Annotated in this window: 12 protein-coding genes; 6 read left to right on the forward strand and 6 right to left on the reverse strand. The window is 43.2% G+C overall.

Annotation, left to right across the window (positions count from 1 at the left end):
* Positions 1-27 precede the first annotated feature (27 nt).
* Together GS399_RS10085 and GS399_RS10090 are read left to right on the forward strand one after the other, a co-directional pair.
* The gene (locus GS399_RS10085; protein WP_160844498.1) at positions 28-1548 is read left to right on the forward strand and encodes a gluconokinase; all 1521 of its coding nucleotides are present in this window, start codon (positions 28-30) and stop codon (positions 1546-1548) included.
* Positions 1549-1603: 55 nt separating this feature from the next.
* Positions 1604-2242: a DUF47 domain-containing protein gene (locus tag GS399_RS10090; protein WP_160844499.1), complete on the forward strand. Its 639-nt coding sequence runs from the start codon at positions 1604-1606 to the stop codon at positions 2240-2242.
* 27 nt (positions 2243-2269) lie between these two features.
* Here the strand turns inward: GS399_RS10090 and GS399_RS10095 are convergent, their stop codons facing one another.
* Both GS399_RS10095 and GS399_RS10100 read right to left on the reverse strand, forming a co-directional pair.
* The gene (locus GS399_RS10095; RefSeq protein WP_160844500.1) at positions 2270-2584 is read right to left on the reverse strand and encodes a YgaP family membrane protein; all 315 of its coding nucleotides are present in this window, start codon (positions 2582-2584) and stop codon (positions 2270-2272) included.
* Positions 2585-2657: 73 nt separating this feature from the next.
* On the reverse strand, positions 2658-5270 hold the full coding sequence (locus GS399_RS10100; protein ID WP_160844501.1) for a sensor histidine kinase: 2613 nt from the start codon (positions 5268-5270) through the stop codon (positions 2658-2660).
* Positions 5271-5272: 2 nt separating this feature from the next.
* Between GS399_RS10100 and GS399_RS10105 the strand changes: the two genes are divergently transcribed.
* The 3 genes from GS399_RS10105 (at position 5273) to GS399_RS10115 (ending at position 8957) form a co-directional block, all read left to right on the forward strand.
* Positions 5273-5950 (forward strand): helix-turn-helix domain-containing protein, encoded by a 678-nt coding sequence (locus GS399_RS10105; RefSeq protein ID WP_369410116.1) that lies wholly within the window; start codon positions 5273-5275, stop codon positions 5948-5950.
* Positions 5951-6542: 592 nt separating this feature from the next.
* Complete coding sequence (locus tag GS399_RS10110; protein ID WP_160844502.1) at positions 6543-8753, forward strand: heavy metal translocating P-type ATPase; 2211 nt, start codon at positions 6543-6545, stop codon at positions 8751-8753.
* Positions 8754-8759: 6 nt separating this feature from the next.
* On the forward strand, positions 8760-8957 hold the full coding sequence (locus GS399_RS10115) for a heavy-metal-associated domain-containing protein (protein ID WP_160844503.1): 198 nt from the start codon (positions 8760-8762) through the stop codon (positions 8955-8957).
* Between the two features lie 369 nt (positions 8958-9326).
* Here GS399_RS10115 and GS399_RS10120 read toward each other — a convergent pair whose 3' ends face one another.
* Together GS399_RS10120 and GS399_RS10125 are read right to left on the reverse strand one after the other, a co-directional pair.
* Positions 9327-10166 carry an aminotransferase class IV gene (locus GS399_RS10120; protein WP_160844504.1) on the reverse strand — a complete coding sequence of 280 codons (840 nt, stop codon included), beginning with the start codon at positions 10164-10166 and terminating at the stop codon, positions 9327-9329.
* The gene (locus GS399_RS10125; protein ID WP_160844740.1) at positions 10166-11224 is read right to left on the reverse strand and encodes an RluA family pseudouridine synthase; all 1059 of its coding nucleotides are present in this window, start codon (positions 11222-11224) and stop codon (positions 10166-10168) included. Before GS399_RS10125 ends, GS399_RS10120 begins: the two co-directional genes overlap by 1 nt.
* 379 nt (positions 11225-11603) lie before the next feature.
* Here GS399_RS10125 and GS399_RS10130 point away from each other — a divergent pair, with 379 nt between their 5' ends.
* Positions 11604-13934, forward strand: coding sequence for a glycoside hydrolase family 3 protein (locus GS399_RS10130; protein ID WP_160844505.1), 2331 nt, complete (start codon positions 11604-11606; stop codon positions 13932-13934).
* Positions 13935-14058: 124 nt separating this feature from the next.
* Here GS399_RS10130 and GS399_RS10135 read toward each other — a convergent pair whose 3' ends face one another.
* Both GS399_RS10135 and GS399_RS10140 read right to left on the reverse strand, forming a co-directional pair.
* Entirely contained in the window at positions 14059-14502 is a 444-nt protein-coding gene (locus tag GS399_RS10135) for an rRNA adenine methyltransferase (protein WP_160844506.1), read from the reverse strand.
* A gap of 67 nt (positions 14503-14569) precedes the next feature.
* On the reverse strand, positions 14570-15181 hold the full coding sequence (locus tag GS399_RS10140; protein ID WP_160844507.1) for a Crp/Fnr family transcriptional regulator: 612 nt from the start codon (positions 15179-15181) through the stop codon (positions 14570-14572).
* Positions 15182-15496: the final 315 nt, after the last annotated feature.

Consider the following 15496-nt stretch of genomic DNA (forward strand, 5'->3'; position numbering starts at 1 on the left):
ATTATTTTAAACTAATACCTTTCACAAATGACCTACACAATTGGTATTGATATTGGGACCGGTAGTACAAAGGCTATAGCGATAACCGCTGACGGAACAACTATTGCAGCATCACAATATCTTTACCCAACAAAAATACCTGAAATTGATGCTAATGAACAAGACCAGGAACTTGTTTGGCAAGCATTTATCGATTGTATCCGTGACATAGCTTTGAAATTGAATGGCGCTCCCGTGTCGATATGTTTAAGCAGTGCTATGCATAGCGTAATTCCGGTAGATGATAAAGGTTCAGCTTTAAGCGATATGATAACCTGGGCTGACAACCGCAGTTCAAAAATAGCTGAAGAGCTACGTAATAGTCAATCAGCTGAATACCTTTATCGACGCACCGGAACGCCGATTCACGCTATGTCGCCGCTTACGAAAATAATATGGCTGAAGCGCAGTAAGCCAGCGATATTTGAACTTACGGCAAAATTCATTTCAATTAAGGAATTTATATGGTACCGGCTATTCGGTGTTTTTGAAATTGACTATTCGCTGGCATCGGCCACCGGCCTGTTTGATCTGGAAAATAAGGAATGGAACGCTACAGCGCTCGCACTGGCATCGATCGACAAGTCGGTACTTTCTTCACCGGTTGATGTTTTCCATAACCGGGACCGCCTGGGTAAATCAATGGCTGATCTGCTGTCAATCTCTCAACAAACAAAATTTATAATTGGAGCAAGCGACGGATGCCTGGCAAATCTCGGCAGCCAATGCTTGTCTCCGGATGTAGCAGCCCTTACTATCGGTACCAGCGCGGCGGTTAGAATTACCTCGCGGAAACCAATTTTCAATTTTCGCCAAATGACGTTTAATTATTTGTTAGACAACGAAAATTTCGTTTGTGGCGGACCAGTTAACAACGGTGGGAATGTAGTAAAATGGCTGATCAGGAATTTTTTGGATGAAGACATCAATCAAAATACTTATGCTAAATTATTTGGAAAAATTGCCGAAGTAGCGTCAGGATCTGACGGGCTTCTTTTTCTACCATATATCTACGCGGAGCGTGCTCCAATATGGGATTCGAATAGTTGTGGAATGTATTTCGGAATAAAAAACCGGCATAAAACAGCTCATTTTTTAAGAGCCGCAGTGGAAGGAATCTGTTTCGGATTAAGGAGCATTATAGAAACTCTCGAACAAACTCAGAAAATAAATCAGCTGCATGTAAGCGGAGGATTTACTCATTCACGAGTTTGGCTGCAAATCCTGGCAGATGTAACGGGGAAAACTTTGGTGCTTGTAGACAGTAACGATGCCTCGGCCGTGGGAGCAGCAATGCTTGGATTTAAACTATCCGGTGATCTAAAAGATTACCGGGATTTTTTCAAACCGGAAAAAAATACAGTTATAAATCCTGACGCTTCCGTAACCGATCTATACACAAACCTTTTCAATATTTACAAAGATTTATACCCGGCAACCGAGTTATCCATGCATAACTTGGCGAAGTTGTCTAATACTGATCAGCGCTCCAATAAAACACAGTTGTAAAATTAATATTAATTTAACATTGAACTCTTAACTTAGTATTGCCAATTACAATACCATGTTAAACACACTGATCAAAAAGCTTACGCCATCTTACAAAAAGACGTTCTACACTGAATTCCAGCAATTTGGCTCGCATTTATTTGAAATGGCAGCGTTACAGCAGGACTTCCTTAAAGCAAAGTCAAAAGAGGAAACCTCCATTCTTATGGATCGAATGACGAATTTTGAAAAGCGAAGCGATATTTTAAACCGTACATTGGTTTCAGAGCTGAGCCGTTCCTTTATCACGCCGTTTGACAGGTCAGATATTTATGCACTTGGTCGGGCTATCCACAAAATAACCAGTAATATTTTTCAATCGTCGGCCAAAATCAGCGCTTACAGTGGACTGCAACACGATGCAGAAGTTACAAGACTATCATCGATTATGCTTGATTGTTGTAATCATCTGAAAACAATACTCTACAGCTTAAACCAGATCGTCGAAACAAAGACAATAACCGATTCCTTTTTCAGGATTAACCGGCTAAAGAAAGAGGCTGAATATATTTACAACCTCGCTGTATCGCAACTTCTTGAAAAAGAAATACCAGCTAATTCTATGAAACTCGGAGATCTTTTGGCCACTCAGGAAGCCGCAATCAATGGATGTAAAGAGGCAGTACTTGTTGTAGAAAATATTACAATCAGGTAAATCTTTATGACTTACCTGATCGACAATCTAAACACCTTCAACGATATAATGCTCGGTAACTGTAACTGAATCCGGATCGTTCAAAAAAGTATTTCTTTCTTGTATATCCTTAACAGGGCAATAGCCTGTTATTCCGCGATAAACCAGCCCTCCGCCTACGGCAACTTCGCCCAGCGCTAAGATCGGATGCGAAAAGAGATTCGTGATTCCTTTAATAAATATGAATGCGCCTGCAGCAACCGAAACAATACGTTCCGACTGCTCGATGTTTGCATTATCATTCGGGTGAGCCCATGAATCTTTAATATTTTCAGCAAGTCTGCTTATTTCATTAGTTATCATAATGTCTGTTTTTATAGGTTGTATGTATAACAGCTCCGCCTCTTGCTGGTTTTATAAATTCAAAATAAATAGGCTAACCGGCAGTCAGCGGTATTGAAAAACTAAACGTAGAACCTCTGCCCTCCTCACTTTCGAACCATATTTTGCCGCCGCATCGTTTGATAATTTCTGAAGAAATATATAAACCCAACCCTAAACCTGGATATACTAAATGTGCCTTTTCGTTAACCCTGTAAAATTGTTCGAATACTTTGTCCTGCTTGTTTTTGCTGATCCCAATTCCATAATCAATCACGCGAAAAACTACTTCTCGGGGCTTGACAAAACTCTGAGCTACGATATCTCCCGGCTGAGGTGAATATTTTATAGCATTTTCAACAAGGTTGGTAATTACCTGGCCGATTTTATCTTTATCCGCGTAAATTTCAGGCATTTCCTCCTGCACTATTCGAATCGCATGTTTAGTTGTTGTGTGCTGTAAATCGACAACGATTTCGCTTACCAGTGTATTAAAATCAAAATAGGAATTGTTGAATTGCAATTTACCGGTTTGTATTTTGGTGACATCTAATAAATCGCCGATCAAACTGTTTAACCTGTTTAATTGCTTGTCCATGCGGGAAACCATGTCAATTTTAGTAGCATCCCCTTCCCTTTTTAAAATTCGTTCTAAAACCTGCGTATAAGCCTTTAAACTTGTAACGGGTGTTTTTAGTTCATGACTCGCGATCCCTAAAAACTCATCTTTCAAATTCTGCAAATGAACCTGCCGGGTAAGGTCAACAGCCATATTGATGATACCGTAGACATTGCCGTTAACGTCATGCAAGGGCCTGTAAGTGAAGTTGAACCAAAACCTTTGCAATGTTCCGTCGACAACTAAATCCGCGGGTTGCTGATCGGTATGATAGTCGATACCACTTTCAAAAACATTTCGCAGTAATTGGTGAAATGGCTGACTTGAAAGTTCGGGAAGTGCTTCATGCAGCGTTTTGCCAATAACAGTCGAATCCTTTCCCCACAGTTTGATCATTTCATCATTAGCTATTTCAATCTTCATCTCCTTCCCGATATAAAGCGCTGTTGGAAACGGCGCCTCTAGAATCAGATTTCTGAAACTTTTCTCGCTTTCCAGGAGCGCTTTCTTAGACGCGATTTCGGGTCTAAGATCACGTATTGTTGCTCCGCGCAGTGAAATAGCACCGCTTAAGGGATCTGATATTCCTATAAAATTTGCGAAGCAGGGAATCGCCTCCCCTGTTTTAAAATGGCTGAATGTTATTTCGCCTGACCATTTATTTTTTTCTCTCAGAGAAGTAACGACTTCATCGCTGATAAGCTTGAAATGCTCGGATTTATAAAAGTCCGTTGCGTTTAATGACCGCACATCCACATCCGGGTCTATGCCTACAAGCTCTTTTCCCGCACTATTTATATAGAAAACATTACCATCTCCATCAGCTATACCCATATAATCTGCACTGTTTTCAACCAGTGACAATAGTTTTTTCTGCTCTTCCTGAAGCAATATATCTGATGTGATGTCCTGGCAAATACCGATGATCGACAAGGGTTTCTTTGATGCACTAAACTCACAAGTCGCCTGTACTTTAATCCAGTGAATTGACTGATCATAATGGATAAACCTGGCGATAAATGACATTTTACCACTTGTCATCACATCATGCATAGCTAATTCCCGAATAGTCTTGTCGTCCGGATGAATGAATTTAAAAAAATCGGCTCTTTTAAAATCTTCGGTTTCCCTGCCTGTTATTATTCTGCAAAGCTGTGGTGAATAAATTATTGAATCATCGACAAGGTTTATGTTGAACGTTCCGATACCAACACCTTCAACCGCCACCTTCGCCATGCGTTCATTATCGTTGATTTTTTTGGCAGCTTCAACCTGTTCTGAAATATCCTGTGCGATACCGGAAAACCGGTAAGCCTGATTTTCATCATTGAAGTAAGCCTGCCCCTTACAATGCAGCCATCTGATTTTCTTGTCTTCGGCGCCAACCGTTCGAAATTGAATATCGTAAACACCGCCTGACGCAAAATCAAGAGCATTATTTACGGCGGTTCTTACAGATTCTTCATCATCGGGATGAGTGAGGGCTAAAACACTTTCATACCCTACATTATCATCTTTAGAGTAACCATAAAGCTGTTTACAACGCTCGTTCCACGTAACGACCCTGGTTTTAATATCCAGGTCCCATGTTCCGATGTCCGCGGCCTTTAAAGCAAATTCAAGACTTTCCTTACTTTCTTCAATTCGTTGCTTAAGCAGTGAAACTTCTGAAATATCAACGATCGATCCAATGATGTGTACAGCCGTGTTTTCCCGGGCAATCACGCGCCCGGTTACGTTTATATGGACATATGTTTGATCTCCCCGTCTAAATTTGCATGAAAACGAAATATCGCTTGCGGTTTTAGTCGCATTAAGTACGATGTCGTCTACCCGGTTGCGATCATCCGGATGAACACGGTCCAACCACCAACCTGAAGCGCTTTCTATCTCATTTTCGCTGTAACTATATTGCTCATTAAATGCGGTATTCTTCCAAACCGTATCATTATCGATATCCCAATCAAAAAGAACGTCCCGGCTTAAATTAGCCAGCAGTTCAAATCGCTTCTCATCGCCGTAAATAAACGATGGTTTTGAATTACTCATAATTGCCTAAATATACAACCGGGAAGATTTTAACTACAAATTTTCTTGGGGAAACCTTATCAATTAATGACAATACTGCCTTCACTTTCAATTATTTTTACACGATGCTTGAATTGACGATAAAGAACATGGTTTGCCCGCGTTGTATTACCGCGGTTAACAATATTTTTCATGAGCTGAAACTAGAACCAACCTCGGTCGAACTGGGAACCGTCCGGCTTGCAGATGATAAGCTTGCTCCCGAAAAATTGCACGAAATTAAAAAGATACTCGCGGAACAAGGATTTGAACTTCTCGACGATTCAAATCAGAAACTGATCGGGCGGATCAAAACACTGGTTATAGAAAAGATATTCCATTCACAGCATCTCGACCTGAAAACAAACTGGTCTGACATTATCAGCCAGGCCCTTCATCACGATTATGGCAGCCTCAGCGGATTATTCTCTTCCGTGGAAGGTATCACCCTGGAACAATACATCATCCGGCAAAAGATCGAACGTGTAAAAGAATTGCTGATGTATAACGAACTCTCCCTAAGCGAAATTTACTGGAAGCTCGGCTACAGCAGTGTGGCGCATCTATCGGCACAGTTCAAGAAAATTACGGGTGATACGCCGTCTCATTTTAAAAACCAGCGAAGCAGCGCGTCAGAAAGGAAACCGATTGATTCGATTTAAGTATATTTTCCTATTAAAAATAAAAAGTGTTTTAATGAGATTCTATAAGATTTAAAATATAACAATTCGGCAATCTATTTTTTGGAAACGAACGGACGCGTATTATCGCATCTGCAGCCCTGCTGACCGTTTCAAGTTTTTTGGCCTCATCCCCCGCCTTCTCCAGAGGAGAAGGAGCCCAGCAAAAAAAGCTTTCACTAACATCAGGTTTATTGAACAAAGCATTGTTCAACTATGAACCTTCAGCCTGGGCATTTGCAGGCAATTTCTGCTACGTTATCTGCGTTCATAGAAAGACAAACCCGCCGGTTTTAAACCCGATCTTCGCGGAAAGCCTTCAGAATGCACCAATGTTCAAATCCCCTGATCCATTCCCCTGAAGCTTGAAGCATGAGCGGGACTATCGGTGGCGAAGAAAACAGGAACCTGCTTTCCAAAATCTTATTTCTCTAACAACCAACTTGTAAGCGATGGAATCCCTTTTGTTAGCGCTGACCGGACTTCAGCTGCCCAAATTATATAAAACCTACCATGAATTATATAAGCCTATAGCGTTTGCGTTCCCGATATTTGCGGAACAATCGTACTAATTATGCATTCAGTTAAACAAACTTTCCCGGTAACCGGCATGAGTTGTGCCAGCTGCGCGACAAGCGTTGAATCGATGTTGAAAAACACGATTGGTGTTACTGACGCGGGGGTAAACTTTGCAAATCAAACCGCGTGGGCAAGTTACGATGAGGATAAAACATCGTTGTCAAAACTGCAGCAGGCCGTTCAGTCGATTGGATATGATTTAATAGTTGACGAAGAAGACCCCGCTGCCAAACAACTGGAGCTGCAGGAAAACGCCTATAAACAATTAAAAAGACAAACCGTCTGGGCGGCAATACTCACTTTGCCGGTATTTATTCTCGGCATGTTCTTTATGGAAATGCCGTACACCAGTTGGATTTCACTCATTTTTACAGCGCCGGTACTTTTCATTTTTGGCAAACCTTTTTTTATCAACGGCTGGAAACAAGCAAAACATGGCAAAGCCAACATGGACACATTGGTGGCTTTGAGCACCGGAATTGCCTTTCTTTTCAGCGTATTTAACACGGTTTATCCTGAGTACTGGCATAAACAGGGACTGCATGCCCATGTTTATTATGAAGCCGCCGCGGTGATCATCGTTTTTATTTCTTTAGGAAAACTCCTGGAGGAAAAGGCTAAAGCCAACACGTCTTCTGCGATAAAAAAGCTGATCGGGTTGCAGCCGAAAACTGTTACGGTGATAGTCGGTGGCGGGGAACAGGAAGTGCCTGTTTCCGCTATTCAACCCGGTGACTTGATCCAGGTGAAACCCGGTGAAAAAATCGCCGTCGACGGTAAAATCGTTAATGGCTCGTCATATGTTGACGAGAGCATGATCACTGGCGAGCCGGTTGCGGTTGACAAACAAGCGGGCGATGCAATATTTTCCGGAACGATCAACCAGCGGGGCAGCTTCACTATGAAAGCGGAAAAAGTCGGCGGGAAAACGGTACTTGCACACATCATAAAGCTTGTGCAGGAAGCGCAGGGCAGTAAAGCACCGGTTCAAAAACTGGTTGACAAAATTGCCGGAATATTTGTGCCGGTTATTATCCTGATAGCGATTTTGACATTTGCCGCTTGGATGTTCTTTGATCCCGGCAACGGTGTTACTCATGGCCTGCTAACTTCCGTGTCGGTGCTGGTGATCGCCTGCCCTTGCGCACTTGGCCTTGCAACGCCCACAGCAATTATGGTAGGTATTGGCAAAGGTGCCGAAGACCACATGCTGATCAAGGATGCCGAAAGCCTGGAAACGGCGCATAAAGTTACCGCGTTGGTACTCGACAAAACCGGCACCATAACTGAAGGAAAGCCTGCAGTTTCCGAAATCGCCTGGCTTGATGAAGCAGATCGAACACTGCATGAGCAAATTCTATACAGCATGCAGCTTCGGTCTGAACATCCGCTCGCTGCAGCTGTCGTCGAAAGCCTGAAAGCAAAAAATACGCAAAAGTTAATTGTCGGCAATTTTGAAAACATCACCGGTCGCGGTATTAAGGCTGTGTGTGAAGGTAAAAACTACCTTGTCGGTAACGCAAAGCTTTTAGAAGAAAATGGCATCAATCCGGATGATGCGCTCAAAACTAAAGCCATCGAACACCAGTTAAACGCCGAAACGGTATCCTTTTTCGCGGAAGATAAGCGGATATTGGCCTTGATCGCCATGACTGACAAGATCAAACCCTCGTCCAAAGCGGCGATTCAACAACTCAAAAGACAGGGCGTCGAGGTGTTCATGCTTACAGGCGACAATGAGTCGACAGCCAAAGCCATTGCTCAACAAGCCGGGATTGATCAATTTAAGGCGCAAACAAGTCCGGAACAAAAGGCTGCGTTCATTAAGGAACTGCAGAAAAAAGGAAAGGTTGTGGCGATGGTTGGCGACGGCATCAACGATTCCCCCGCCCTGTCGGCCGCCGATGTTAGCATCGCCATGGGCCAAGGCTCAGATATCGCGCTTGACGTAGCTAAAATTACGCTGATTACTTCCGACCTTGCCTTGATCCCAAAAGTGCTGGACTTGTCACGCAGAACCGTGCGCACCATTCGTCAGAACTTGTTTTGGGCATTTATTTATAACCTCATCGGTATACCAATCGCTGCCGGTTTACTTTATCCGTTCAATGGATTCCTGTTAAACCCGATGATTGCCGGCGCGGCGATGGCATTCAGCTCGGTATCCGTTGTATTGAATAGTTTACGATTAAAATATACAAACTAAAAATCCATGAAATTTAAAACCAACATTAAATGCGGCGGCTGTATCGCCACTGTAACTCCAAATCTGAATAAAACCGTAGGCGAAAACAACTGGCAGGTAGATTTAAACAGCCCTGAGAAAACGCTTACTGTTGCCGACCAGGCTGATGAGAAAAAGATCGTCGATGCTTTGAAGGAAGTAGGTTATAGCGCTGAGAGAATTTAGGGAAAATATTTTAAGATTTGTGTGATAGTAACGTGGACGTTTCCGAATATCGTGTCGTATTTTACTTTTAAGATTTGAAAATGAACGTCTCTGCAATTAGTTAGCACCCTGTCCATCCGATGAAAGAATGTCCAGACATTTTAAACCCGGGTGGCAGCGATAGTTTTGCCAATGGTACTCCCTGAACTGGCAGAAATATTCAAGGCAAAACTAAAGCAGAACACGGGAATATCTTAACCAAAGAAGCATTGCCCTTGCTTTTCAAAAAGGCAATCTAATCGGTATTAACAAACTATACTTGCTATCCTGGCGTACGGTCAACAACCTTAGAATTATTGCCGTTAAACAATACAAAATCGATTTATCCCTTTACCTCACCAACTCATTCAACTTATCGATCAAAATCTTACTGGTTTCATAAAAATAACGCTTCCGGCCATAACCCATCACCCATTGTATACCGCGACTGGCATTGGTTAAAAATACCTCTTCCGCTTCGTTTAAAATTTGCGGGTTGATTTCCGCTTCGATCAGCTCAAAACCATTTTCCTGCGCGAGCGTCATCACTACGGAGCGCATAACACCTGCAATGCAACCCTGGCTTAACGCCGGCGTGTAAATTTTACGGTCGTAAACAACGAAAACATTCGAACTCATCGCCTCACAAAGCAAACCCTGTTGGTTGAGAATTAACACCTCGTCGAGCTTATTTTGATTTTTATAGATGCCCGCCATTACAAAAGGCAGCGAATTGCAAGTTTTAAAATTCGAAAGCGAGTTAATCGGCTTGGTGACATCGTCAAAAACGTCTATTATCAAGCCACGGGGGTTGCGCTTATAGGAACTATCTTCAGTTTTCGTGGCTTCCAGGCAATAAGCCGACTGGTTTTCATCGGGACTATATAACCCTGCCCCTTCCCTGAAAACGGTTAGGCGGAGCCGGGCATTGCTTAACTTGTTCCTTCGCAGCAGTTCATCGCATTTTTCTTTAAAGAAATAGCTGTCGAACTTGTTGTAACCTTCCAGTTTTAAACCCTTCATCCCTGTTTCCAGCCGCTCAGCGTGATGCTCAGCAAACTTCAAACTTCCTTTTATCACACGCATCGACTCAAACAATCCGTCGCCGTAACGAAAACCGCGGTTATGAATGGTCAACAGGGGTTGGTCTGACGGGAAAATCTCCCCGTTGAAATTGATAAAATCTCTCATTATACGTTTAAAGCGGCCGCACCCGGGTTATTATTGGTATTTGCATAATTGCGCCACTTTTCAAGCACTAAAGCAAAGTTATCAGGCAAAGGTTTTTCAAAATAGATATATTTTTTTGTCGTTGGATGAACAAAACCCAGCGTTTGCGCGTGAAGCGCCTGTCTTGGCAAAAGTTCAAAACAATTATCTACAAACTGCCTGTATTTTGTAAAAACGGTTCCCTTCAAAATCTTATCGCCGCCGTAAGTCGCATCGTTAAATAACGGATGGCCAATGTGCTTCATATGTGCCCTGATCTGGTGTGTCCGACCGGTTTCCAGCTGGCATTCGATCAATGTTACGTAGCCGAACCGTTCAAGGACTTTATAGTGTGTAACGGACCATTTTCCTTTCTCCTCATCGTCGTAAACCGACATGATTTTCCGGTCCTTTAAACTTCGCCCGATATAGCCTGTCACGGTTCCGTCTTCGGCGATATCGCCCCAGGCAAGTGCCAGGTACTTACGGGTTATACTGTGATCAAAAAACTGCCTTGCGAGATAAGTCATCGAACGTTCGTTTTTACTGATCAGCAACAGACCGGAAGTATCTTTATCGATGCGATGCACCAAACCCGGCCGCCCGTCATTTCCCGGAAGCTCCGGCAATTGCTGAAAGTGGTAAACCAGGGCGTTAACAAGGGTTCCGGTATAATTATTATATCCGGGATGAACGACCATGCCGGCATCCTTATTCACAACGATCACATCATCGTCTTCATACACAATATCCAAAGGAATATTTTCTGGATAAACCTCTGTGTCGCGCGGAGGATGCGGTAACACGACCGAAATTACATCCGCAGGCTTTACTTTGTAACTGGCTTTAACCGGTTTATCGTTCACCAGCACATTTTCCGCCTCAATCGCATTTTGAATACGGTTGCGCGAAGCATTTTCAATACGATGCATCAAAAATTTGTCGATCCTTAAAAGCGATTGGCCCTTATCAACAACAACCCGTAAATGTTCGTATAAATCCTGCTCTTCCTGCTCTGGCAATTCGATTTCTTCCTGCATGGTGCAAAGGTATAGAATTGACGGATATGAGAGTGGCATTACCGGTCCTGAAGTTTTGATTGCAATTTATTTCTGAAGTATCGATGATTTAGAAAATGAACGCTATGTGCTACGATCGGTAGCTGGCCCTGTTTTCCGCTTTTACTCCTCGCCCCTTGCATATTTGCATCGCCCCGCTGCGGGGTAACGCTTCAACCAGGTTTATACTGAACGTTCATACACAAAATGCATAGCGCAGATCAATAAGTAGGAAAATACTGTCGCAATTGTAACAACGATCAGCATTGCTAATAGCTGAACATCAACGTAAAAAATCAATTGATAATCCCTATTTTAGTTGACACTAATCAATCCCATAAACCACTGCAATTAATTATTCATGAAAAAAAATTTACCAGCTTGCCTGCTTCTTGTAGCCGGTTCGGCTTCGATTACATTTGCCCAAACAACTGTACAAAGTCAAACCGAAAAATCTTATATCGAAATCAGTTCAGGTAAAGGCCAGAAACTTGCTTATAACCCTTCATCGGGCATAAAAATTCTAAAGGTTGGGGGATTATCCTTCAAGGACTTAAACAAAAACGGAAAACTCGATAAATACGAGGACTGGCGCCTGCCTGCCGAAGAACGGGCACAAGACCTTGCCTCGAAAATGTCGGTTGAGCAGATAGCAGGATTGATGCTGTACAGCCGGCACCAGCCAATTCCTAATCCTCCCGGCGGCCCATTTGCCGGCACTTACAAAGGCAAACCATATCCGGCAAGTGGTGCCAAACCGTCGGATCTCAGTGATCAGCAAATTCAGTTTATCACAAAAGACAATGTCAGGCATATTTTGATCACCTCCGTTCAAACTCCGGCAATTGCTGCCGAGTGGAACAATAATGTGCAGGCCTTGGCCGAAGTTACCGGCCTGGGTATTCCCGCAAACAACAGTTCGGACCCGCGGCATGGAACAGTTGCTTTCGCGGAATTCAATGCAGGCGCAGGCGGACAAATTTCTATGTGGCCCGGCTCTTTGGGTTTAGCCGCAACGTTCGATCCGCAGCTGGTTGAGCATTTCGGGCATATCGCCGCAACAGAATACCGTGCTTTAGGGATCGGAACAGCACTTTCGCCGCAGGTTGATATTGCTACCGAACCTCGTTGGTGGCGCTTTAACGGAACCTTCGGTGAAAACCCATTGCTCGCAACCGACATGGCACGCGCGTACATTGATGGCTTCCAAACTTCAACCGGTACCAAAGAAATTCACGACGGCTGGGGTTACAACAGCGTCAACGCGATGGTTAAACACTGGCCGGGCGGTGGCTCGGGCGAAGGCGGTCGCGATTCACATTACGGTTTTGGAAAATACGCGGTTTACCCGGGTAACAACTTCAGCACACACTTCGACCCTTTCGTAAAGGGTGCATTCAAATTGAAAGGTAAAACGGGAACGGCTGCTTCGGTAATGCCATTTTATACAATCTCTTACAACCAGGACACAAAGTATGGAGAGAATGTGGGCAATAATTATAATAAATACATTATCGGCGATCTACTCCGCGGGAAATATCAGTACGATGGAGTGGTTTGTACCGACTGGCTCGTTACAGCCGATGAAACGTCGATCGATCAATTCTTGTCTGGAAAAGCCTGGGGCGTAGAAAAACTGACCGTTGCAGAGCGTCATTATAAAGCGTTGATGGCGGGAGTTGACCAGTTCGGCGGAAACAGCGACATGGCACCCGTTATTTCTGCATACCAGATGGGAGTAAAAGACCATGGCGAAAAATTTATGCGCCAGCGCTTTGAACAATCGGCCGTGCGCCTGCTTAGAAATATTTTCCAGATTGGCTTATTTGAAAATCCTTATCTCAATCCGCTGGAAACCCAAAAAACTGTCGGCAAACCTGAATTTATGGCGGCTGGTTATGAAGCGCAGCTGAAATCGGTGGTGATGCTGAAAAATAAGAACCATGTTCTTCCTCTTCAAAAAAATAAAACCGTTTACGTTCCAAAGCAATTTACCCCGGCAGGTAAAAACTTTTTAGGTATGCCGACACCGGAAAAACTGGATTATCCGGTAAACTTAAATGTGGTAAAGAAATATTTTAACGTCACAAACAATCCGGATTCAGCCGATTATGCCCTGGTGTTTATTACGAGCCCTTCATCGCAGGGAGGTTATGATGCGGCTGACGTAAAAAGCGGCGGCAATGGTTATTTACCTATTAGTTTACAGTATTCACCTTACAAAGCTGCAGAAGCCCGCGAAACCAGTATTGCCGGCGGCGACCCGCTGGAAAATTTCACCAATCGCAGTTATAAGAATAAAACCTCAACCGCGATTAACACCTCCGACCTCAAAATGGTTACCGATACTTACGCGAAAATGAAAGGTAAACCGGTTATTGTTTCCGTAGTATTGAACAATCCGATGATATTTAGTGAATTCGAACAAAACGCTGATGCCATCGTAGGTCAGTTTGCTGTGCAGGACCAGGCAGTGCTCGACATTCTTACCGGCAAAACCGAGCCATCAGCCTTACTTCCGTTCCAAATGCCGGCCGATATGAACACCGTTGAAAAACAGAACGAAGACGTTCCACAAGACATGACCTGTTACAAAGATTCTGAAGGACATGTTTATGATTTCGGTTATGGATTGAACTGGAAAGGTGTAATCAGCGACGGGCGAACTGCAAAATACGTTCAAAAAAAGTAATTAATTTTCATGTAATAAGTAGTAAAAAGGGATGCTGACAGTATCCCTTTTTTTACCTGGCATTCATTCCTTAAACGCCTTTACTGGCGAAAGCATGGTTTCGATAAAAGCGAGCCGACGCCGATTATTTTTCATCGCTTAATCGGGATTTTATGCGTTCGAGGCCATTATTTACACCATTTTTAATCATTTTACCATAACCGTCATCGTTCAAAAAATTGGAATAATCAAGGGCTGATTTATAATTTTCTATCGCCTTTTCAAACTGCTCCAAATCCTCATAACCTTTCGCGATATTCAAGTAAAGTGAAGGGTATGCCCCTTTAACACTGTCATCATTTATCTTTAGCGCCAAAGACAATGCTAATTCATCCCAGGATAGTTTATCAACAGCATGCTTTTGGTGCCGGGCTACATAATGAGCGGCGGTAAATTTCTCTTTGTCGTTGGTCGCCTCTTCCCAGGCCTGGTGAAATACCTTGGAAGCTTCTTCATTTTTCCCCTCACCTTCCAGACTCATTCCTTTCGCACAAAGTTTAACAATTTTGTTGTCGGCCTCGAATTGCATAATGCTATTTGTTTTTTCTAAGGTACGACCGTGAAATGACCCAGGCATTGATCTGCATCAAAAAGCGTTATGTCGACTTCAATCTGCTTAAAGTTTCCTCCCGGATATCAAGATATGAGGCTAATATCTTGTTAGACAATCTTTGAACATACTCAGGATGATCGGCAAGCAATTCTTGATAGCGTTGTGCGGCGGTTAATGTGGCCAATTGCTGTAATTTTTTATGTTGATGCATATAGGCTATCTCCAGAAAGTGATTATAAAATTCCAGCCAGCCCGGTATTTCGACAAGCAAACGACGGAAATTGCTATAAGTTATGACGTACAGTTCCGAATCTTCTATCGCTTCTACAAATTCTGTTGAAGGTGCCTGCCCGACAAAACTTGACAATGCTGTTACTACCGCCCCTTCTAAAGCGATGACTCTTGAACGTTGCTGACCTGCGCTGTTTAGAAAATATGTCCTGACAGAACCGCATCCGACGAAATAAAACTCTTTACACACCTCGCCGGCATCAACTAAAACGGTCCCGCGGTTGACTTTCCGTAGCTTAAAGCTGTTAACTATCTCATTAATTCCCCGCTCGTCGATATTTGTAGTTGCCCGGAGATAGTTTTTAAAGCGTCCTGTCATGATGCTGGTAGTTGACTGCGATATCCTCAGAGTAGCAGTTCTCAATTTTAATAATTTAAAATCTCCATCTCAAGCCCGCCGCGATGAAATATGTACGGCGATAAAGGAATCCTGGAAACCGTTGTTTTAGTGAAAGCCTTTTTAATATACATTTTCGGGTATAATGCACCGGAATACAAGCAGGTATCGGCGTTGTATTTTAAGGCGGTTTAGGGATTGTAAATGATTGACGGCCGGGTGAGATTGACTTCTTACCCGGTTTTTTTGCGGCGTAAAAGCTTAAACTTTAGCTGTCGAAATCTTGCGCTATAAAATCCATCTCTTTATATTTTTAATAAGCTAACTAAGCCAGTTTAATGA

Source organism: Hufsiella arboris, from assembly GCF_009834875.1.
GTDB classification, from domain to species: Bacteria; Bacteroidota; Bacteroidia; order Sphingobacteriales; family Sphingobacteriaceae; genus Hufsiella_A; species Hufsiella_A arboris.

Excerpts from the sequence above, each read along its gene's own strand:
- GS399_RS10085 (WP_160844498.1), top strand. The coding sequence starts at position 28 with ATGACCTACACAATTGGTATTGATATTGGGACCGGTAGTACAAAGGCT.
- GS399_RS10090 (WP_160844499.1), top strand. The coding sequence starts at position 1,604 with ATGTTAAACACACTGATCAAAAAGCTTACGCCATCTTACAAAAAGACG.
- GS399_RS10095 (WP_160844500.1), bottom strand. The coding sequence starts at position 2,584 with ATGATAACTAATGAAATAAGCAGACTTGCTGAAAATATTAAAGATTCA.
- GS399_RS10100 (WP_160844501.1), bottom strand. The coding sequence starts at position 5,270 with ATGAGTAATTCAAAACCATCGTTTATTTACGGCGATGAGAAGCGATTT.
- GS399_RS10110 (WP_160844502.1), top strand. The coding sequence starts at position 6,543 with ATGCATTCAGTTAAACAAACTTTCCCGGTAACCGGCATGAGTTGTGCC.
- GS399_RS10115 (WP_160844503.1), top strand. The coding sequence starts at position 8,760 with ATGAAATTTAAAACCAACATTAAATGCGGCGGCTGTATCGCCACTGTA.
- GS399_RS10120 (WP_160844504.1), bottom strand. The coding sequence starts at position 10,166 with ATGAGAGATTTTATCAATTTCAACGGGGAGATTTTCCCGTCAGACCAA.
- GS399_RS10125 (WP_160844740.1), bottom strand. The coding sequence starts at position 11,224 with ATGCAGGAAGAAATCGAATTGCCAGAGCAGGAAGAGCAGGATTTATAC.
- GS399_RS10130 (WP_160844505.1), top strand. The coding sequence starts at position 11,604 with ATGAAAAAAAATTTACCAGCTTGCCTGCTTCTTGTAGCCGGTTCGGCT.
- GS399_RS10135 (WP_160844506.1), bottom strand. The coding sequence starts at position 14,502 with ATGCAATTCGAGGCCGACAACAAAATTGTTAAACTTTGTGCGAAAGGA.